This is a genomic window from Spongiibacter nanhainus (assembly GCF_016132545.1).
In the GTDB taxonomy this organism is placed as follows: domain Bacteria; phylum Pseudomonadota; class Gammaproteobacteria; order Pseudomonadales; family Spongiibacteraceae; genus Spongiibacter; species Spongiibacter nanhainus.
In genome coordinates, this window is record NZ_CP066167.1 from 3346277 (window position 1) to 3366727 (window position 20451).

General features: G+C 57.6%; 16 protein-coding genes and 1 tRNA gene. 1 reads left to right on the plus strand and 16 read right to left on the minus strand.

The window, feature by feature from the left end:
• Positions 1-25 precede the first annotated feature (25 nt).
• From pnp to rlmE, 14 genes are all read right to left on the minus strand, one after another.
• Positions 26-2152 carry a polyribonucleotide nucleotidyltransferase gene (gene pnp / locus I6N98_RS15350; protein WP_198569201.1) on the minus strand — a complete coding sequence of 709 codons (2127 nt, stop codon included), beginning with the start codon at positions 2150-2152 and terminating at the stop codon, positions 26-28.
• Positions 2153-2226: 74 nt separating this feature from the next.
• Positions 2227-2496: a 30S ribosomal protein S15 gene (gene rpsO, locus I6N98_RS15355; protein WP_198569202.1), complete on the minus strand. Its 270-nt coding sequence runs from the start codon at positions 2494-2496 to the stop codon at positions 2227-2229.
• Positions 2497-2683: 187 nt separating this feature from the next.
• A complete protein-coding gene (gene truB, locus I6N98_RS15360) occupies positions 2684-3613 on the minus strand; it encodes a tRNA pseudouridine(55) synthase TruB (protein WP_198569203.1) in 930 nt (309 codons plus the stop codon).
• Between the two features lie 67 nt (positions 3614-3680).
• On the minus strand, positions 3681-4064 hold the full coding sequence (rbfA, locus tag I6N98_RS15365) for a 30S ribosome-binding factor RbfA (protein WP_198569204.1): 384 nt from the start codon (positions 4062-4064) through the stop codon (positions 3681-3683).
• Positions 4065-4093: 29 nt separating this feature from the next.
• Positions 4094-6949: a translation initiation factor IF-2 gene (gene infB, locus I6N98_RS15370; protein WP_198569205.1), complete on the minus strand. Its 2856-nt coding sequence runs from the start codon at positions 6947-6949 to the stop codon at positions 4094-4096.
• A gap of 30 nt (positions 6950-6979) precedes the next feature.
• A complete protein-coding gene (gene nusA / locus I6N98_RS15375) occupies positions 6980-8482 on the minus strand; it encodes a transcription termination factor NusA (RefSeq protein ID WP_198569206.1) in 1503 nt (500 codons plus the stop codon).
• Between the two features lie 71 nt (positions 8483-8553).
• Entirely contained in the window at positions 8554-9009 is a 456-nt protein-coding gene (gene rimP / locus I6N98_RS15380; RefSeq protein ID WP_198569207.1) for a ribosome maturation factor RimP, read from the minus strand.
• Between the two features lie 589 nt (positions 9010-9598).
• Positions 9599-9684, minus strand: a tRNA-Leu gene (locus I6N98_RS15385).
• Between the two features lie 23 nt (positions 9685-9707).
• Complete coding sequence (gene secG, locus I6N98_RS15390; protein ID WP_198569208.1) at positions 9708-10139, minus strand: preprotein translocase subunit SecG; 432 nt, start codon at positions 10137-10139, stop codon at positions 9708-9710.
• Positions 10140-10895 carry a triose-phosphate isomerase gene (gene tpiA / locus I6N98_RS15395; protein WP_198569209.1) on the minus strand — a complete coding sequence of 252 codons (756 nt, stop codon included), beginning with the start codon at positions 10893-10895 and terminating at the stop codon, positions 10140-10142.
• 142 nt (positions 10896-11037) lie between these two features.
• On the minus strand, positions 11038-12372 hold the full coding sequence (glmM, locus tag I6N98_RS15400; RefSeq protein WP_198569210.1) for a phosphoglucosamine mutase: 1335 nt from the start codon (positions 12370-12372) through the stop codon (positions 11038-11040).
• The gene (gene folP, locus I6N98_RS15405) at positions 12369-13280 is read right to left on the minus strand and encodes a dihydropteroate synthase (RefSeq protein WP_232787366.1); all 912 of its coding nucleotides are present in this window, start codon (positions 13278-13280) and stop codon (positions 12369-12371) included. Before folP ends, glmM begins: the two co-directional genes overlap by 4 nt.
• Positions 13258-15210, minus strand: coding sequence for an ATP-dependent zinc metalloprotease FtsH (gene ftsH, locus I6N98_RS15410; RefSeq protein WP_198569211.1), 1953 nt, complete (start codon positions 15208-15210; stop codon positions 13258-13260). Before ftsH ends, folP begins: the two co-directional genes overlap by 23 nt.
• A gap of 397 nt (positions 15211-15607) precedes the next feature.
• On the minus strand, positions 15608-16231 hold the full coding sequence (rlmE, locus tag I6N98_RS15415) for a 23S rRNA (uridine(2552)-2'-O)-methyltransferase RlmE (protein WP_198569212.1): 624 nt from the start codon (positions 16229-16231) through the stop codon (positions 15608-15610).
• 132 nt (positions 16232-16363) lie between these two features.
• Here rlmE and yhbY point away from each other — a divergent pair, with 132 nt between their 5' ends.
• Complete coding sequence (gene yhbY / locus I6N98_RS15420) at positions 16364-16675, plus strand: ribosome assembly RNA-binding protein YhbY (protein ID WP_198569213.1); 312 nt, start codon at positions 16364-16366, stop codon at positions 16673-16675.
• Between the two features lie 28 nt (positions 16676-16703).
• Here yhbY and greA read toward each other — a convergent pair whose 3' ends face one another.
• Complete coding sequence (gene greA / locus I6N98_RS15425) at positions 16704-17189, minus strand: transcription elongation factor GreA (RefSeq protein ID WP_198569214.1); 486 nt, start codon at positions 17187-17189, stop codon at positions 16704-16706.
• Positions 17186-20407 (minus strand): carbamoyl-phosphate synthase large subunit, encoded by a 3222-nt coding sequence (carB, locus tag I6N98_RS15430; RefSeq protein ID WP_198569215.1) that lies wholly within the window; start codon positions 20405-20407, stop codon positions 17186-17188. Before carB ends, greA begins: the two co-directional genes overlap by 4 nt.
• Between the last annotated feature and the right edge of the window lie 44 nt (positions 20408-20451).

Here is a 20451-nt window from a genome sequence, read left to right on the forward strand (position 1 = left end):
GATACACCGCGTGGGGGGGAAGCGCTTATTCAGCCTCTGTGGCTGACGGCTCTTGATCAGCCGCTTCAGCAGCCGCTTCTTTCATGGACAGTTTGATCCGGCCGCGCTGATCGACATCCAGCACTTTGACCTTCACTTCCTGACCTTCTTTCAGGTAGTCGTTGACATTCTCGACCCGCTCTTCAGAGATCTGAGAGATGTGCACCAGACCGTCTTTGCCGGGGAGAATGGTCACGAATGCACCGAAGTCGACGATGCGCGCCACAGTACCGGTATAGATCTCGCCTATTTCCGCCTCAGCAGTAATGGCAAGAATCCGGTCCACGGCGGCGTCGCGAGATTCGGCGCTGGCGCCGTAAACCCGCACAGTGCCATCGTCTTCAATATCAATTTGCGCTTCGGTTTCTTCGCAGATGCTGCGAATAGTCGCGCCGCCTTTACCGATAATGTCGCGAATCTTGTCGGCTTCCACCTTCATGATGTGCATGCTGGGTGCATTGTCCGACACGCCTTCACGGGATTGGGCGAGAACCTGATTCATCTGACCGAGGATATGCAGTCGCGCCTGTTGCGCCTGCTCCAGAGCGATTTCCATGATCTTCTGGGTAATACCCTCGATTTTGATATCCATCTGCAGCGCAGTGATACCGTCGGCGGTACCGGCCACTTTAAAGTCCATATCGCCGAGGTGGTCTTCGTCACCCAGAATATCGGTCAACACGGCAAAGTTATCGCCGTCTTTCACCAGACCCATAGCGATACCGGCAACCGGTGCCTTCAGAGGCACACCCGCATCCATCAGCGACAGGCTACCCACGCAGACTGAGGCCATGGAGCTGGAACCGTTTGACTCAGTGATCTCAGAGACAACACGAATGGTGTAGGGGAACTCTTCAGCGCTGGGCAATACCGCAGCCAGACCGCGACGCGCCAGACGGCCGTGACCGATTTCACGACGCCCAGTGCCGCCCATACGACCACACTCGCCCACCGAGTAAGGGGGGAAATTGTAGTGCAGCATAAAGTTATCTTTGCGCTCGCCTTCCAGCGCGTCAATCAACTGCGCATCGCGAGTAGTACCCAAAGTGGCCACACCAATGGCCTGAGTCTCACCACGGGTAAACAGCGCTGAACCGTGGGCGCTGTTAAGCATACCCACTTCTACAGCGATAGGGCGCACTGTACGGCTGTCGCGACCATCGATACGGGGCTCGCCGTTGAGAATGCGCTGACGCACAATCTGCTTTTCCAGTTTGCCAAAGGCCGCTTTGACTTCGTCAGCGTCGAACTGCGGTGCATCGCCACTGGCCAACTGTGCCACAGCTTGCTCACGCAGCTCGCCAACTTTGGCGTAACGGGCCATTTTGTCAGTGATGCGATAGGCCTCACCCAGACCGTCTTTAATCTGTGCCGCTACCGCTTCATTCAATGCGGTATTTTCCGGCTCGGGCTGCCATTCCCAAGCGGGTTTACTCGCCTCGGCAGCCAGCTCTTGGATGACCTTAACGACGGCTTGCATTTCCTGGTGGGCATACAACACCGCACCCAGCATTTGATCTTCGCTGAGCTGGTCCGCTTCGGACTCAACCATCAGTACCGCGTCCTGGGTACCGGCAACCACCATATCCAGCAGGCTGTCTTTCAACTGGGCGTAGCTGGGGTTAAGCAAATAGCCGTCCTGGGCGGTAAAGCCAACCCGAGCCGCGCCGATAGGACCGGCAAAGGGAATACCGGAAATCGCCAGCGCCGCTGAGGTACCAATCAAGGCGGCGATATCGGGGTCCACGTCCTTCTCGGAGGACATCACTGTGCAGACCACCTGGACTTCATTTTTGAAGCCATTGGGGAACAGCGGGCGGATAGGACGGTCGATCAAACGCGAGGTCAGGGTTTCCTTCTCGGAGGGACGACCTTCACGCTTAAAGAAGCCGCCGGGAATTTTACCGGCAGAGTAGGTCCGCTCCTGGTAGTGGACGGACAACGGGAAAAAGTCTTGGTCGGGTTTTGCGCTCTTTGCACCGACGACTGTACACAGCACTTGTGTTTTGCCGATGGTGACCAGAACAGCGCCGGTGGCCTGTCTGGCAATGCGACCCGTTTCCAGGGTGACGGTTTGCTCGCCCCACTGGAACGTTTTAGTCACGGGATTCACTGAAATTTCCTCCCTATACAGGGGTTTAAAAAGTACAAGGGGGCCTTTGGGGCCCCCTCAACTGATGCTCTTTATTAGCGACGCAGGCCTAGACGTTTAATCAGATCGCTGTAGCGAGCCTGGTCTTTTTGCTTGAGGTAATCCAGCAGCTTGCGGCGTTGGTTTACCATGCGGATCAATCCGCGACGCGAGTGGTGATCTTTTTTGTGGCCAGAAAAGTGGCTCTGCAGCTTGTTGATGTTAACGGTCAACAGTGCCACCTGGACTTCCGGCGAGCCGGTGTCACCCTCAGCGGTCTGGTATTCTTTTACTACTTCTGCTTTTTCTGCAGCAGACAATGCCATAGTCTTTTCCTCTTTATGTTATGCGGTTAACAACGAGCCTGCCCGCGCATAACTACAGACAGGTTCGGGGAAGAAAACTCGCGCTAGGCGCTGCTCTCCCCACTGTTGATTGCAAACGGAATTTGCAAATTAGATACGGACGGCGCTACCGCCCGGCGGCGGATTATCACATATTTGCCAGCCGCTGTTAAGACGCAGCTGAAATCAAGCGCTTGGGAGCTACACGGCCATCGTCAAGAATATCGCCGATGCCCAAAAACACGCCATCCGGGCCCTGTAGTCGCACCGGCCCCTTGAGCGGTGCCGACGGCACCTGTACCGGCTGCCCCTGACTGAGGTAATGGGCCGCCGTCTCACCAAGCTCACAGAGGGAAAGGTGCTCCAGACCGGCATCCACTGGTAGCAATAGTTCATCCAGCTCGGCAAAGGCCTGTCGATCTCGCAGCGCCTGAATAGCGTCGATTGAATAGGCTTGATCCAGCGCAAATGGCCCGGCGGCACTGCGGCGTAACTGCCCAACGTAGGCCCCGGTTTCCAGGGTCGCCCCCAAGTCCTCGGCGAGACTGCGAATATAGGTGCCCTTGCTGCAATGCACCAACACATCGGCCTCAGCGCGGCGACCGGGGCGAAAATCGAGCAGTTCGAAACGACTGATCTCAACGTCGCGAGCCTTACGCTCCACTTCAATACCCTGGCGAGCCAGCTGGTAGAGGGGTTTGCCATCGCGCTTTAGAGCGGAGTACATGGGCGGCACTTGGGATATCCGCCCCCTGAGCCCCTGCATCGCCCCTTCAACATCGGCGGCTGTCAAGGCAGAGGCATCTCCTTCATCTACCACCTCGCCTTCGGCGTCGCCCGTACTGCGCCGCTCGCCAAAAACAAAAGTGCTGAGGTAACCCTTATCAGCATCGAGGAGAAACTGGGAAAACTTGGTGGCTTCACCGAAGCAAATTGGCAACACCCCGGTAGCCAGCGGATCCAGTGCGCCGGTATGGCCGGCTTTACTGGCATTGTAGATCGCCCGGCATACCACCATGGCGCCATTTGAGGATTTGCCCGCAGGTTTGTCCAAAACAAGAATGCCGCTGACCGGGCGACCCTTTCGACGTCGAGCCACTGCGTCTCTCTCTGATAGTGTTTTTAGGCGAAGTTAGGTTTGCTGGCAACAGGCGCCGAAGGGCGACTTAGTCGTCGTTGTCGGCATTGCGACTGCGGTCGGACTCCACCGCGCGCTGGATCAGATTACTGAGATGCTGACCGCGACCGATGGAGGAATCAAAGTAAAACCGTAACTGGGGTGTGGTGCGGGCGTTGTTGACCCGGGCAATCTGGCTGCGCAGAAAACCCGCCGCCTTATTGAGCGCTGCAATCGACTCTGCGGCAGACTCAGCGTCGTCTTTACCCATTACCGTAACGTAGATCTTGGCATGACTGAGGTCGCGACTCACCTCGGCATCGGTGACAGACACCATGCCGATGCGGGGGTCGCGGAGTTCCATCTGAATCAGTGTACCCAACTCCCGCTTGAGAAAGTCACTAATACGATCGGTACGGCTAAATTCTTTCACTGATTCGCTCCGGATGGCCGGCAGCCCTATTACAGGCTGCGGGCAATCTCCTTGACCTCAAAGACTTCGATCTTATCGCCAGGCTTCACATCCTTGTAGTTTTTCACACCGATACCGCACTCCAGCCCGGACTTCACTTCGGTGGCGTCGTCTTTGAAGCGGCGCAGGGACTCGAGTTCACCCTCGTAAATCACCACATCCTCGCGCAAAACCCGGATCGGCTTGCTGCGGTAAACCGTGCCTTCCACCACCATACAACCGGCGATATCGCCAAACTTGGGTGAGCGGAATACATCGCGAACCTCGGCAACACCAACGATTTCCTCGCGCATTTCTGGGCTGAGCATACCACTCAGGGCCTGTTTTACATCGTCGATCAAGTCATAGATCACGCTGTAGTAACGCAGGTCTACACCTTCGTTTTCGGCGGTCTTACGCGCCGAACCGTCGGCCCGGACATTGAAACCAAACATGACCGCACCGGCTGTAACCGCAAGGTTAACGTCAGTTTCGGTGATACCACCGACACCGCCAGAGACGATATTGACCTTCACTTCGTCGTTACCGATGTCCAAAAGTGCGCCCTGAATGGCCTCTAGAGACCCGCGCACATCAGCCTTGACCACGACATTCAAAGTCTTGCGTTCACCGGCCTCCATGCTCTCAAACATTTTGTCGAGCTTGGCGGCTTGCTGACGCTTCATTTTGTTATCGCGCTCCCGCTCCTGGCGGAAATCAGCCACTTCCCGGGCACGCTTGTCGTTCTCAACCACAACAAAGTTATCGCCGGCCTCGGGAGTGCCATCCAAACCGAGAATCTCTACCGGAATAGACGGACCTGCGGTTTTCACCGGCTTGCCGTTTTCGTCAAGCATGGCCCGCACGCGACCGTAGCACTGCCCAGCCAGCACGATGTCGCCCTGGTTCAGGGTACCGTTCTGGATCAGCAGCGAAGCCACTGCACCGCGGCCTTTGTCCAGGCGCGATTCGATAACCATGCCCTGGGCCGGCACATCGGCGGCCGCTTTCAATTCCAGCAATTCTGACTGCAGCAAAATGGCGTCCAGCAACTCGTCGATGCCGTCACCGGTATGTGCAGAGACATAACAGAACTGGGTATCGCCGCCCCACTCTTCGGGGATAACGTCTTTGGCGGCCAGCTCGTTCTTGACGCGATCGGGATCGACGCCTTCTTTATCCATCTTATTGACCGCCACCACGATGGGCACTTCAGCGGCACGAGCGTGGGCGATAGCTTCCTCGGTTTGCGGCATAACACCATCGTCAGCGGCAACAACCAGGATGACGATATCTGTACTCTTGGCACCCCGTGCACGCATCGCGGTAAAGGCGGCGTGACCCGGAGTATCCAGGAAAGTAATCATGCCGTGACCGGTTTCAACGTGGTAGGCACCAATGTGCTGGGTAATACCGCCAGCTTCGCCACTGGCTACCTTGGCCTTGCGAATATGGTCAAGCAGTGAGGTCTTACCGTGGTCGACGTGACCCATCACGGTGACCACAGGTGCGCGTTGCTCCAGCGTACCCTCACTCTGAGAAACCAATGTTTCTTCCAGTGCTTCCTCAACAGCGTCTTCGGAGACCAGTTTGACCTTGTGGCCCATCTCTTCGACGACCAGCTGCGCAGTTTCCTGATCAATAGGCTGGTTGATGGTAACCATCATGCCCATTTTCATCAGTTCTTTAATCACTTCAGCCGCCTTGACCTTCATCTGCTGGCCGAGCTCACTGGCATCGGTAGTCTCGCCAATAGCGACTTCGTAGACGATTTTCTCAGTCGGCGCCTGGAAGCCGTGACGCTGGGCATCATCAGGTAATTTCAGCGTCTTCTTCTTACGGCGACCGCCGCCCTTACCGGCGAAATCATCGCCGAACTCATCGCGACCTTTGCCCTTACCTTTGCCGCGACGGCGCGGACGATCGTCGTCGTCTTTAGCCGGAGCATTGCGCAGGTGGCGCGGGCCTTTCGACTCGTTCTCTTTAGCCTTTTTCTTGCGCTCGGCTTCTCGCTCTTCCTCTTCCCGGCGCTTAGCCTCAAGAGCGGCAGCACGGCGCTCACGCTCGCGCTCCTCTTCTTCTTTACGGCGCAAAATGGCGCGCTGGCGAAGAATCTCAGGATCGATTTCCAGCGGGTCTTGGGGCGCGGGCTCAGCCTCTTTTTTCTCGGCTTCAGGCTCTGGCTGAGCGGCTTCAGATTCTGCCTGTTCGGCTGCCTCTTTTGATGCCTCCGATGCCTCGGCCGCCGATACTTCAGCAGCGGGCTCACTAGCCGCTTCTTCCTTCTCTGCCTGCTCGGCCTGTTGTTTGACTTCTTGCTCGTCGTCCTTGGCAGGCGCCTCTTCTGCTACCGGCTCTGCGGATTCTTCCGCGGCGCTTTCCTGCTCAGGTTCCGCAACCGGCTCAGGCTCTGCTGCTGCATCAGCTTCCGCGGTAACTTCAGCTGCTTCTGCCTCAACGGGAGCGCTGTCAGCCTCGGCGGCAACCTGCGGCGCCTCTGCAGTATCTTCTGCCTGCAGTTCTTCCTGCTGTGCTCTTTCGGCTTCTTCCTCAGCAGCCAGCTCAGCCGGGTCGCGCTTAACGTAGGTACGCTTTTTACGGACTTCAATATTGACGGTCTTTTTACCCGCACCCGACCCTGTCTTCAGCTTGCTGATGGTCTTGCGCTTGAGAGTAATCTTGCGGGGAGCCTCGGTGGATTCACCGTGGCTGCGCTTAAGAAAAGTCAGCAGGGTTTGTTTGTCTTCATCAGACACAGCCTGATCGGCCGAGCTGTGGGACAACCCCGCTTCCTTCATTTGCCGCAACAACCGGTCGACAGGTGCGCCCACGGTTTCGGCAAGCTGGCTCACGGTAACTTCAGCCATTCATCATTCTCCCTAAACTGTTTCTACGCTTCAGCTGGCCGATTCGTCTTCGTCGGCAAACCAGGGCGCCCGGGCGGTCATAATCAACTCTGCCGCCCGCTCTTCAGTTATTTCGTCGATGTCGAGAAGATCCTCTACAGCCTGTTCGGCGAGGTCTTCCATCGTGACAATGCCACGGCTGGCAAGGATAAACGCTAAGTGTTTCTCCATGCCTTCCATGGTAAGCAAATCTTCTGCCGGCTCGGCGCTATCCAGTTGTTCCTCACTGGCAATCGCCTGGGTCAAAAGTGCATCTTTAGCCCGGGCGCGCAGCTCCTGGGCAATATCTTCGTCAAAGCCTTCAATCGTCACCATCTCTTCCATGGGAACGTAAGCCACTTCTTCAAGCGTGGTAAAGCCCTCTTCAACCAGCACTACCGCGACGTCTTCGTCGACATCCAGCGCATTCATGAAGGTTTCAACGATTTGCACGGACTCCTGTTCGTGCTTCTCGGCCATCTCTTCAATGCTCATCACATTGATGGTCCAGCCGGTCAACTCACTGGCCAATCGCACATTCTGGCCTGCGCGACCAATAGCCTGGGCCAGATTCTCTTCCACCACACCAACGTCCATAGTGTGGGTGTCTTCATCTACGACGATGGATTCGACTTCCGCCGGCGCCATGGCATTGATCACCAATTGGGCGGGGTTGTCGTCCCACAGAATAATGTCGACGCGCTCATTGCCCAGCTCTCCGGACACGGCCTGCACCCGGGAGCCCCGCATACCGACACAGGCACCCACGGGGTCAATGCGACCGTCGTTGGTTTTCACGGCAATTTTTGCCCGAGAACCTGGATCCCGCGCTGCGGCGCGAATTTCGATAACCTCTTCAGAGACTTCGGGCACTTCAATTTTGAACAGCTCGATCAGCATCTCAGAGCAGGCGCGGCTGAGGAACAGCTGGGGACCACGCGCCTCCGGACGGACATCTGCCAGGATTGCCCGAACCCGATCATTAATACGAAAAACTTCACGGCCGACCAACTCTTCCCGGGGCAACAGTGCTTCGGCATTGCCACCCAGATCGACAATAATACTGTCCCGGGTCACTTTTTTAACCGTGCCGTTGACCAACTCGCCGACGCGATCCAGGTACTCTTCAACCACCTGGGCGCGCTCGGCTTCCCGGACTTTCTGCACAATAACCTGCTTCGCGGTCTGGGCAGCAATACGGCCAAACTCGACATTTTCCACACGCTCTTCGTAGACGTCGCCAGCCTGCAGACTGGCGTCCACCTCGTGGGCCTCTTCCAGTGTGAACTGGGTGCCCAAAAGCGCCATTTCGTCATCGGGCATTACCAGCCAACGGCGATAGGTCTCGTAGTCGCCGGACTCGCGATCGATAACCACGCGGATATCGGAGTCTTCTTCGTAGCGCTTCTTGGTGGCAGTGGCCAAAGCTTGCTCCATAGCTTCAAAGATGATGTCTTTTGACACCCCCTTCTCGTTGGAAACCGCTTCTACTACCAGCAAAATTTCTTTGCTCATTGTCCGCCTCTTACTCTTCGCCGGCCAAACTCATGTGCGTTAACATTGCACCTCACACGCGCATCAATGCGCTAAAACTGAGGCACCACCTTTGCTTTGTCGATCTGGTCAAAGGGCAGCAGATACTCTTCGTCATCTACCCTTATCACTACATCATCGTTCTCTACCCCGACCAGACGCCCCTGAAATTTCCGGCGCCCCTCGAAGGCCATCCGCAAGCGGACACTGACATCACTGCCGACGTACCGCGAAAACTGATCTAGCGAGTACAGTGGCCGGTCCATCCCCGGCGAAGACACCTCCAGGGTGTACTCACCCGCGATTGGATCTTCCACATCCAGCACGCCACTCACCTGATGACTGACTTTGGCACAGTCATCCACGGTGACACCCTGCTCACCATCTATGTAGACTCGCAGCATGGCTTTACGACCGTGGGACTGGTAATCCACACCCCACAGCTCAAAACCCAGAGCCTCGACACCGGGTCGCAAAATACTTTCAAGACTGAGTGCTTTACTGCTCAATCGTTCACCCTAGTTTGTCAGGCCCACCAATAAAAAATGGGCCCAAGGCCCACCTTTGAAAATTCCTGTCGCAGGCCACTGTTGTCGCTGCCTCGAGAACCGGCAACAAACCCAACATGGCGATACGAAAAAGCCCCTGCGTAAGGGGCTTTTCGAAAAATCCATCTGAATACCAAGCGGCGTCGCCCTACGCTAATTCGGCCAGCAGACCCTGCCGACATAACCGACCCGCTTTCAGGAGGCGAGATTATAGGCATGAGGCCCAGTCAGGTCAAGTTGAGACTGGCTGACAAGCGTTATGATCGCGCATAATTTCAGCGGCTCAACACGCCCCAGACACCTCCCGGCAATACCACCCCGCAGGGCCGAGCGCCAGCGAGTCAACGGGGGACGCAGTCCCACCGTAGGCACATAAAAAAGGCAGCCATCAGGCTGCCCTCTTTGATTGGTGCCGACAAGCGCCACAAGCGCTTGGATGGCGGAGCCCTGCGACGCCAGCCCGCAGGGCCGAACGCCAGTGAGTCAACGGGGGACGCAGTCCCACCGTAGGCACATAAAAAAAGGCAGCCATCAGGCTGCCCTCTTTGATTGGTGCCGAAGGGGGGACTTGAACCCCCACGAGCTAGGCTCACTACCCCCTCAAGATAGCGTGTCTACCAATTCCACCACTTCGGCAATTCTTTTAACCCCGATGTACATCAGGGCATATCGCTGGCTGGCACGTCCTCGCTGTTTTCTGAGGGCATGGCGTCTCCACCAACCGAAGGCATATCAGTGTCAGCACTACTGCCACCGACAGCCGGCATATCGGCTGAACCTGCACCCTCACTGGGGACCGGCGCGATGTCGCGACTTTCCTCTACAACCGGAATATCGATCAAATCGACATCTTCCACCGTCTTTTGTTTGGCCACATAGGCCAGTGACAAACTAGTCAGGAAGAACAGGGTTGCAAGGATGGCTGTCGCGCGGGTGAGGACATTACCATTACCCGCGCTACCAAACAATGTTTGGGATGCACCGGCACCAAAAGAGGCACCCATTTCGGCACCCTTACCCTGCTGAACCAGTATCAAACCGATAATAGCCAGGGCCGTGATCACATGTATGATGAGAATTAACTGTTCCATTTACTCCGCCGCTCTACAAATTGCGGAAAATTCACCGGCATCCAAGGATGCCCCGCCTACCAGCCCGCCATCGATATCGGGCTGGGCAAATAACTCACCGGCACTGCCGGCCTTGACGCTACCGCCGTACACAATACGCACCGTAGCCGCTATTTCTTCTGACTGCTTCGCCAGGCTAGCGCGAATAAATGCGTGCACTTCCTGGGCCTGGGCCGGAGTCGCCGTCTTGCCAGTGCCAATGGCCCACACCGGCTCATACGCCACCACGATACTGCCAAGCTGCTGTGTCGACAAAACCTTGATCACCGCGGTGAGCTGCTCGCCAACCACATCCAAGGTATTACCAGCATCCCGCTGAGCTTCGTTCTCCCCCACGCACACCAGAGGAGTTAGGCCGGCCTCAATCGCGGCCTTGGCGCGCTGCGCCACCAGAGCACTGCTTTCACCATAAAGCTCACGGCGCTCAGAGTGACCCACTATGACATAGCGGCAACCCATGTCCCGTAGCATTTCAGCAGAGACTTCGCCGGTAAAGGCGCCGTCTTTGCTTTGGTCGCAAACATTTTGCGCCCCCACCGCTACCGGTGCTCCCTGCAACTCCCGGCTGACCAAATCGATATAAATGGCCGGCGGAAAAACGGCAATATCTGCACCTGGCTCGGCGGGTAGCTGTGTTTTCAAACCGGCCAACAGCTCTACCACAGCGTCCCGACGCCCGTGCATTTTCCAGTTGCCGGCTATCAAATAGCTCCGCATGGCGTTTCCTTAAATCACAACTTAGATGACAACGTGTGACGCCACTCGGCGCACCAGAAACAGGGCCAAGCGCAAAATGGGCGCCAATCTTACATAAAGCCCTGATCACATACAAGGCGAGACATGAACAACGCAGTAAGCATTAACCGGCCAGGGACTGCACCTGCTCTGCCAGTTGACGGCACAGCTCGGTAACTTGCTGACGATCGTCGCCTTCCACCATAACCCGAATCAGCGGCTCGGTTCCCGACGCCCGCAGCAAGACCCGGCCGCGCGCGCCCAACACCGACTCTACTTCGCGCACCTTCGCCTGCAAGGCCTGATCCTCCAGATCCAGCGGCGCAGCGATACGCACGTTTTCCATAACCTGCGGCAGTTTAGTGACCGGAACGCGCAGTGACGCCAGCGACGCATTGGCGCCAATGATCGCCCGGAGCACTTGCAATGCGGCGACGATGCCATCACCGGTGGAGCTAACATCGGCGCAGATAATATGGCCGGAATTTTCACCACCCAGCGCCCAGCCCCGCCGACTCATTTCCTCTTTAACGTAGCGATCGCCAACTTTGGCGCGACAAAAAGGCACATCCAGCTCGGCCAATGCCAGCTCGAGACCCAGGTTGGACATGAGTGTTCCAACGACGCCGGCACACTCGCCACGCCGCCGCAGCTGGTCTGCGGCAATGATGTATAGCAGCTCATCGCCGTCCACCAACGATCCGTCCGCATCCACAAACAGTACCCGATCACCGTCGCCATCAAAGGCGATTCCCAAGTGGGCCTTTTCCGACAGCACCCGCTCGCGCAAGGCCTCGGTATGAGTAGAGCCAACATCGGCATTGATATTGAGGCCATTGGGGTTGGCGCCGAGCACCGCGACCTCCGCCCCCAGCTCGGCAAATACCGAGGGAGCAATGTGATACGTGGCACCGTGGGCACAGTCCAGAACCAGCTTGAGGCCCTCCAGGGACAGCTCGGTATTGATGGTGGACTTGCAGTATTCAATATAGCGCCCGGCAGCGTCATCGATACGGCTCACCTTACCCAACTGGGCGGACTCCACTGTGGTCATCGGCTTATCCAGAGCGGCCTCGATCGCCAACTCAACATTGTCGGCTAGCTTGTTACCCTCGGCGGAAAAAAACTTGATGCCATTGTCGTAAAACGGATTGTGACTGGCGCTAATCACAATGCCCGCCTTGGCTTTAAAGGTACGGGTCAGATACGCAATGGCGGGAGTGGGCATCGGGCCCAGCAAGCGCACATCTACCCCGGCGGCCACCAAACCCGCCTCCAGCGCCGACTCAAACATATAGCCGGAGATGCGGGTATCCTTGCCGATCAATACTTTACTGCGCCCTTCCCGGGCCAACACTTGGCCTACGGCCCAGCCCAGCTTTAAGACAAAATCTGGGGTAATAGGCGCTTCACCCACCCTCCCCCGGACACCGTCGGTGCCAAAATACTTTCTGGTCATGCTTGATCTTTCTCTTTTTTCAGGGCGGCCACCATGGCCAGCGCATCGGCGGTTTCGCGCACATCGTGGACCCGCAATATCGCAGCACCGCGCTCCGCCGCCAGCGCCGCCATCGTCACACTGGCCGCCATGCGCTGATCAACATCGCGCCCGGTTACGGCACCCAGCATGGACTTTCTCGACACCCCCACCAGCAGGGGGTAGCCGGTTTCAGCCAAGTGCGGCAGTGCATTAAACAGCTGCAGATTGTGGCTAAGGCTTTTGCCAAAGCCAAACCCCGGGTCCCATAGAATGTGATTATCCAGCAGCCCCGCCTCTCGACATGCCGCACTGCGCTCGGCCAGAAAAGCCTTAACTTCGGCGACAATATCGCGGTATTCCGGTTTCTGCTGCATGGATGCAGGCTCTCCCTGCATATGCATCAAGCAGACCGGCACGCCGCAGTCAGCGGCGGCGGCGAGGGCTCCGTCGCGTCGCAGAGCCCGCACATCATTCAGCATGCCGGCCCCCAAATCGACTGCCCCGCGCATCACCTCGGGGGAGCTGGTATCCACCGAAATCACCACATCAAAGCGGGCGGCGACCGCTTCAACCACCGGCAGCACACGATCGCACTCTTCCTGCTGGCTGACCGGACTGGCGCCTGGCCGGGTGGACTCACCACCGATATCGATCAGCGTCGCGCCATCGGCAAGCGCGCCTTCAACAGCGGCAAGGATTGAGTCGAGGTTGAGGGACGTGCCGGCGTAGAACTGCCCACCATCAGAAAAGGAGTCGGGAGTGACATTCATCACCGCCATAACCTGCGGCGATGAGATATCCAAAACGCGACCGCCACAGCGAAGCTGTGGCGGTGGGGAAGATTTGTGATGAGCCATACTGGGGTCAGTGATCACCGACCGGGCCATTGAAGGGGTCTTCAGGGCGACGGGGCTTGTCAGCACCGGGCTCGGGAGACTCGGCATCGGGTTCCGGAGCGCGATGGCCGCTCTGGCCGCTGCCACCGTGATCATCCCAACCCGCCGGCGGACGAGGTTTTCGGCCAGCCATAATGTCGTCAATCTGATGGCTGTCGATGGTTTCGTACATCATCAGTGCGTCGGCCATCATATCCAGCTTATTGCGGTTCTCTTCCAACAGGTTTTTGGCGGTGCTGTAGCACTCGTCAATGATGCGGCGTACTTCTTCATCAATCTGGCGAGCAGTTTCACCGGACACACCCTTGCCGCCCTGGGCGGCAGAACGCCCAAGAAAAACTTCTTCCTCGGCGTCGTCATACATCAGCGGCCCCATTTTCTCCGACAGCCCCCACTTGGTGACCATCTTGCGGGCGATATCGGTAGCGCGCTGGATATCGTTGGAGGCGCCGGTGGTAACACCTTCGCTGCCCAAGGTCATTTCCTCGGCAATCCGACCACCGAACAGTGAACAAATCTGACTGATGATATGCCGGCGGCTGAGGCTGTAACGGTCTTCCTCAGGCAGGAACATGGTCACACCCAAAGCCCGACCACGGGGGATGATGCTGACTTTGTAAACCGGGTCATGCTCTGGCATCAGGCGGCCAACAATGGCGTGCCCGGCCTCGTGGTAGGCGGTGTTTTGCTTTTCTTTGTCCGACATCACCATGGACTTGCGCTCGGCGCCCATCATGATTTTGTCTTTGGCCAGATCAAACTGGGTCATGCCCACTACCCGGGAGTTGGCCCGAGCCGCAAACAGCGCCGCTTCATTGGCCAGGTTGGCCAAGTCAGCACCGGAAAACCCGGGGGTGCCGCGGGCAATCACTGAAGCATCCACGTCGTCCGCCAGAGGCAGCTTGCGCATATGCACTTTGATGATCTGCTCGCGACCGCGGATATCCGGCAGCCCGACTACCACTTGGCGGTCAAAGCGGCCTGGGCGCAGCAGCGCAGGGTCCAGTACATCGGGACGGTTGGTGGCGGCAATCACGATAACGCCGTCATTCACTTCAAAACCGTCCATTTCAACCAACAGTTGGTTGAGGGTCTGCTCACGCTCGTCGTGACCGCCGCCCATGCCGGCGCCGCGGTGGCGACCGACCGCATCGATTTCGTCGATAAAGATAATGCAGGGGGCTTGCTTTTTGGCCTGTTCAAACATATCCCGGACCCGGGACGCACCCACACCCACAAACATCTCGACAAAGTCGGAGCCGGAAATGGAGAAGAAGGGTACTTTGGCTTCACCGGCAATGGCTTTAGCCAGCAGCGTTTTACCGGTGCCCGGCGGGCCCACCATCAGCACGCCGCGGGGGATTCGGCCGCCCAGGCGCTGGAATTTGCCCGGATCACGGAGAAACTCCACCAGCTCCTGCACGTCTTCTTTGGCTTCATCCACCCCGGCCACATCGGCAAAGGTGGTTTTGATCTGGTCTTCGCTAAGCAGCCTCGCCTTGCTCTTGCCAAAGGCCATGGGGCCGCCCTTACCGCCCCCGGCACCGCCCTGCATCTGGCGCATAAAGAACATGAAAATAGCGAGGATAATCAGTATCGGGAAACTGGCCACCAGCAGCTGCGTCCACAGACTCTGCTGCTCAGGCTTTTTGCCTTCGATCACCACGTTGTGCTCGAGCAGGTCGTCGATCAGCTTGGGGTCGTTCAACGCTGGGCGCACCGTCTCAAAGCGGCTGCTGTCATCCCGTTCGCCGAGTATGGTCAAGCCATCAATGACCACCTTGCGGACGCGCTCGTTCTGCACTTCGGAGATGAATTGCGAATAGTTGAGCTGCTCGGTTGGGGACTGCACACTGAAATTGTTAAATACCGTCAACAACACGGCGGCAATGACCAGCCACAGCAGTAAATTTTTAGCCATATCGTTCAAAAAACCGATCCTCTCGAAGCCTGGAATAACGGGGCGAGTCGCCAGTGACGCCATTGCCAGAAAATTAGACCCACTCTACTACAGAAAAGTCCCCCCCACCATGACAGCGGCGGGGCTAGGGCCTGCTCGCACTAATAGCGTTTCGCCTGCTGGCGGTCATTTTTGCCTCCAGCTAGGCGGAGGAAGCGCAGTTTGGTCATTCCAAATAAGCGACCGACAACAACGCTGGGGGCAAAAATGGCCCCAGCCCTTCGGGTTGTGGCTAAAAACCCACCACTCTTCGTTGTTCGTCGTTCATTTGGAATGACCAAACTTCTCTTCTCACGCCTTGATTGGCGGATTTTTAGCCACAACAGGCACAACGCTATTAGTGCGAGCAGGCCCTATTTCACCCCTTCAGGCCACGGCCCAAGAGGTACACTTCCCGCGAGCGGGGCCGCGAAGCAGCGGGTTTGCGGGTGATTACCTTGTCAAAGTGCGCCTTTAGAGTGCGAAAGTACTCGTCAAAGCCCTCCCCTTGAAAAATCTTGGTGACAAAATCACCGCCGGGGCGCAGCACTTGCTGGGCCATATCCAGTGCCAGCTCGCAGAGGTACATAGAGCGCGGCTGATCCACATCCTTCATACCACTCATATTGGGGGCCATATCGGAAATAACAAGGTCAACCGGCTGCCCGCCCAGTGCCGCCATCAAGCTGTCGAAGACAGCCTGTTCGGTAAAATCCCCCTGAATAAATTCCACATCTGCCAGAGTATCCATAGGCAGAATGTCTGAGGCCACCACCCGGCCCCGAGTCCCGACGATCTGCGCGGTCACCTGGGACCACCCACCCGGTGCCGACCCTAAGTCTACGACGCACATCCCCGGCTTGATCAGGCGATCTTTTTCCTGAATTTCCAGCAACTTATAGCATGCACGGGAGCGGTAGCCCTCTTTTTGAGCGCGCTTTACGTACTGGTCGTCAAAATGTTCTTTTAACCAGGCGCCGCTGGATGATGAGCGCTTTGCCAATTCGGGTCTCCTAATCGATATTCAGTGCGCGTTGCCCGTTGCGGGCGTTTGCTGTCGTATCTCGCGCCCATTATACCTTTCCCGTACAATAGCGCGCCCATTGGACCTTAGACGAACCAGAGACGCCCCATCATGCCTCCATTGACCGCCAGCGACAAAAAGCAACTGCGCAGTATCGGCCACAAGCTGCACCCCATCGTCACCCTAGGCGACAAAGGGCTCAGCGAAGGCGTGGCTCAAGAACTGGAGCGGGCGCTGGAGGATCATGAATTGATCAAAGTCAAGGTCAATGCGGGCGATCCCGGCGAGCGGCGGGAATTGATTGACGCGCTGTGCGAGGGCGCCGGCGCTGAGCTGGTGCAGGCCATCGGTAAAATCGCCCTGCTTTACCGCCCGGCCAAAAAGCCGGACCCCAGACTGTCCAACCTGCTGCGACCCCTGTAATGCGGCGTCGCTGCAGGCTGCCTGGACACTACTCTTCCAGGTGTTGCACCTGATCGATTTCGTACTCGATATTACCGCCGGGCGCCGCCACCAGCGCCACATCGCCCTCTTCTTTGCCGATCAAGGCGCGGGCAATGGGTGAGGTAACGGAGATTTTGCCGGCTTTCACATCGGCTTCATCTTCGCCGACGATGCGATAGGTCACTTCCTCGTCAGACTCGCAATTGATCAGAGTCACGGTGGCCCCAAAAATCACTTTGCCGGTACAGGGGATCTTGGTGACGTCGATCACCCGCACATTGGCGAGTTTGGATTCAATTTCCTGAATCCGTCCCTCGCAAAAGCCCTGTTGTTCCCGGGCGGCGTGGTATTCGGCGTTTTCCTTTAAATCTCCGTGCTCCCGGGCCTCGGCAATCGCCTGAGTGATACGGGGTCGCTCCACGGATTTCAGTTGTTTCAGCTCGGCCCGCAAGGCTTGCTCGCCGGCCACAGTCATCGGTGTTTGGTCGCTCATTGCACTAAATCCTCATGCACGTCCTGCAAACGACGTACCGTTTTTTCTTCTCCGAATGTGAGGGCCTGACAGATTGCTTCGGCGCCAGCCAGGGTGGTGGTGTAGCTGACTTTGCTGGCCAAGGCACTGCGGCGGATCAGGGACGAGTCCGCGATGGCCTGCTTGCCCTCGGTGGTGTTGACGATGAGGTCGATCTCGCCGTTTTTTACCATATCAACGATATGGGGGCGACCCTCTAAGACCTTGTTAACACGCTGACATTTCAGGCCGGCCTCGGTCAAGACCTTATGGGTACCGCGGGTCGCGCAGAGCTCAAAGCCCAACGCGGTTAACTGCCTCGCCACATCCACCGCACCGGCCTTGTCGGGGTCACGCACACTGAGGAAGGCTTTCCCGCTGGTTGGGAAGACCTCACCCGCGCCCCGGGCGGCTTTGGAGAAGGCCTCGGCAAAGCTTTCGCCCAAGCCCATCACCTCACCAGTGGATTTCATTTCCGGGCCGAGAATCGGGTCGACACCGGGGAATTTATTGAAGGGGAAGACCGCCTCCTTGACCGAAAAGAACTTGGGAATACGCTCTTCGGTAAAGTTTTGCTCCGCGAGGCTGGTGCCAGCCATACAGCGGGCCGCCACTTTGGCCAGGGACGTGCCGATACATTTGGACACAAAAGGCACGGTGCGGGACGCCCTGGGATTAACCTCGATGACGTAAATCTCGCCATCCTGAACCGCCAGCTGGACGTTCATCAGCCCCACAACACCCAGCTCCAGCGCCATGCGACGAACCATCTCCCGCATGCGGTCCTGCACGTCGGCATCCAGCGAATAGGGCGGCAGAGAACACGCCGAGTCCCCGGAGTGAACCCCGGCCTGCTCAATGTGCTGCATGATGGCGCCAATCACCACATTCTTGCCGTCCGACACAGCATCGAGGTCCACCTCTACAGCCGCGCTGAGGAAGTGGTCGAGCAGCACCGGCGACTCGTTGGAGACCTTGACGGCTTCGCGCATATAGCGCTCCAGTTCTTCCTCTTTGTAGACAATCTCCATGGCCCGGCCACCCAACACATAGGAGGGCCGCACCACCAGCGGATAGCCAATGCGGGCTGCGGCTGCCAGTGCTGCCTCTTCGCTGCGCACGGTGGTATTGGGGGGCTGCTTGAGGTCCAGGCGCTCAATCATCTGCTGGAAGCGCTCCCGGTCCTCAGCCCGGTCAATGGCCTCTGGGCTGGTGCCGATAATGGGTACACCAGCGGCCTCCAAATCTCGCGCCAGCTTCAGCGGCGTCTGCCCACCAAACTGCACAATGACGCCCTTGGGCTTTTCTTTGTCGACGATTTCAAACACGTCTTCCAGGGTTACCGGCTCAAAATAGAGGCGGTCAGAGATATCGTAATCGGTGGACACGGTCTCCGGGTTACAGTTGACCATGATGGTCTCGTAGCCGTCTTCACGCATTGCCAGGGCGGCGTGCACACAGCAGTAGTCAAACTCGATGCCCTGACCAATCCGGTTGGGGCCACCGCCGATCACCAGAATCTTCTGCTTATCTGAAGGCTGGGCTTCGCACTCCTCCTCGTAGGTGGAGTACATGTAAGCGGTAGAGGTCGCAAACTCCGCCGCACAAGTATCGACCCGCTTGTACACCGGGCGCACTCCCAGTTCGTGGCGACGGCGGCGCAACTGACGCTCGCTGACCGCCAGCAACACTGCCAGGCGCTGATCAGAGAAGCCTTTGCGCTTGAGGCGCCACATCATGTCCCGGTCGATTTCCGACAGGGCCAGGGTTTTCAGGGAGTTTTCCGACTTAATAATGTCTTCAATCTGCACCAGGAACCAGCGGTCAATCTTGCTGTGCTCAAATACGTCGTCCACAGACATACCGGCGCGGAAAGCGTCAGCCACATACCAGATGCGCTCGGGGCCCGGGTTGGTCAACTCACCGATCAACACATCCCGGGCATCGCTGCGATCAGTATCGATTTTGTGCTCAAAGCCAGCCGAGCCCACTTCCAGGCCCCGCAGCGCTTTTTGCATCGACTCTTGGAAGGTGCGGCCAATGGCCATCACTTCACCGACGGACTTCATCTGGGTGTGGAGCTTGGTCTGGGCCTCGCCAAACTTTTCGAAAGTGAAGCGCGGCACCTTGGTGACCACGTAGTCGATGCTGGGCTCAAACGACGCGGGCGTGGCGCCGCCAGTAATGTCGTTTTGCAACTCATCCAGGGTATAACCTACCGCCAGCTTGGCGGCGACTTTGGCAATGGGAAAACCGGTGGCCTTGGAGGCCAGTGCCGATGACCGGGATACCCGGGGGTTCATCTCGATCACCACCAAACGACCATCGTCGGGGTTCATACCAAACTGCACATTGGAGCCACCGGTCTCTACACCGATCTCACGCAGGACTGCACAAGAGGCGTCCCGCATGATTTGGTATTCCTTGTCGGTCAGGGTCTGGGCCGGAGCAACTGTGATGGAGTCGCCGGTGTGAACCCCCATCGGGTCAAAGTTCTCAATGGCGCAAATGATGATGCAGTTGTCGTTTTTGTCCCGCACCACTTCCATCTCGAACTCTTTCCAGCCGATCAGGCTTTCGTCGATCAGCAGTTCGTTAGTGGGGGACAGGTCGAGACCCCGGGTACAGATCTCGACAAACTCTTCCTTGTTGTAGGCAATACCGCCACCGGAGCCGCCCATGGTGAACGAGGGGCGGATAATCGCGGGGAAGCCAATGGAGTCCAGCACCTGCAGCGCCTCTTCCATGCTGTGGGCAATGGCAGCGCGGGGTGTTTCCAAGCCGATGCGTTTCATGGCCTGGTCGAACAGATGGCGGTCTTCGGCTTTATCGATGGCCTCTTTGTTGGCGCCGATCATCTCCACGCCGTATTTGGCCAACACCCCTTCCCGATCCAGATCCAGCGCGCAGTTCAGTGCGGTCTGCCCGCCCATGGTGGGCAGCAGTGCATCGGGGCGCTCTTTCTCAATGATCTTGGCCACGGTCTCCCATGCCACCGGCTCGATATAGGTGGCATCCGCCATCGCCGGATCGGTCATGATGGTGGCGGGGTTGGAGTTGACCAGGATGACCCGGAAGCCCTCCTCGCGCAGCGCCTTACAGGCCTGGGCGCCAGAGTAGTCAAACTCACAGGCCTGACCGATCACAATGGGGCCGGCGCCGAGGATAAGAATGGATTGGATGTCGGTTCTTTTTGGCATAACTAAGTGGTAACCGTCGAAATCTATACTTCGTTAGTGTTGGA

Coding starts and splice junctions, on each gene's coding strand:
- ftsH (WP_198569211.1), bottom strand. CDS start 15,210: ATGGCTAAAAATTTACTGCTGTGGCTGGTCATTGCCGCCGTGTTGTTG.
- infB (WP_198569205.1), bottom strand. CDS start 6,949: ATGGCTGAAGTTACCGTGAGCCAGCTTGCCGAAACCGTGGGCGCACCT.
- nusA (WP_198569206.1), bottom strand. CDS start 8,482: ATGAGCAAAGAAATTTTGCTGGTAGTAGAAGCGGTTTCCAACGAGAAG.
- glmM (WP_198569210.1), bottom strand. CDS start 12,372: ATGACCAGAAAGTATTTTGGCACCGACGGTGTCCGGGGGAGGGTGGGT.
- carB (WP_198569215.1), bottom strand. CDS start 20,407: ATGCCAAAAAGAACCGACATCCAATCCATTCTTATCCTCGGCGCCGGC.
- folP (WP_232787366.1), bottom strand. CDS start 13,280: ATGGCCCGGTCGGTGATCACTGACCCCAGTATGGCTCATCACAAATCT.
- greA (WP_198569214.1), bottom strand. CDS start 17,189: ATGAGCGACCAAACACCGATGACTGTGGCCGGCGAGCAAGCCTTGCGG.
- secG (WP_198569208.1), bottom strand. CDS start 10,139: ATGGAACAGTTAATTCTCATCATACATGTGATCACGGCCCTGGCTATT.
- yhbY (WP_198569213.1), top strand. CDS start 16,364: ATGCCTCCATTGACCGCCAGCGACAAAAAGCAACTGCGCAGTATCGGC.
- rpsO (WP_198569202.1), bottom strand. CDS start 2,496: ATGGCATTGTCTGCTGCAGAAAAAGCAGAAGTAGTAAAAGAATACCAG.
- tpiA (WP_198569209.1), bottom strand. CDS start 10,895: ATGCGGAGCTATTTGATAGCCGGCAACTGGAAAATGCACGGGCGTCGG.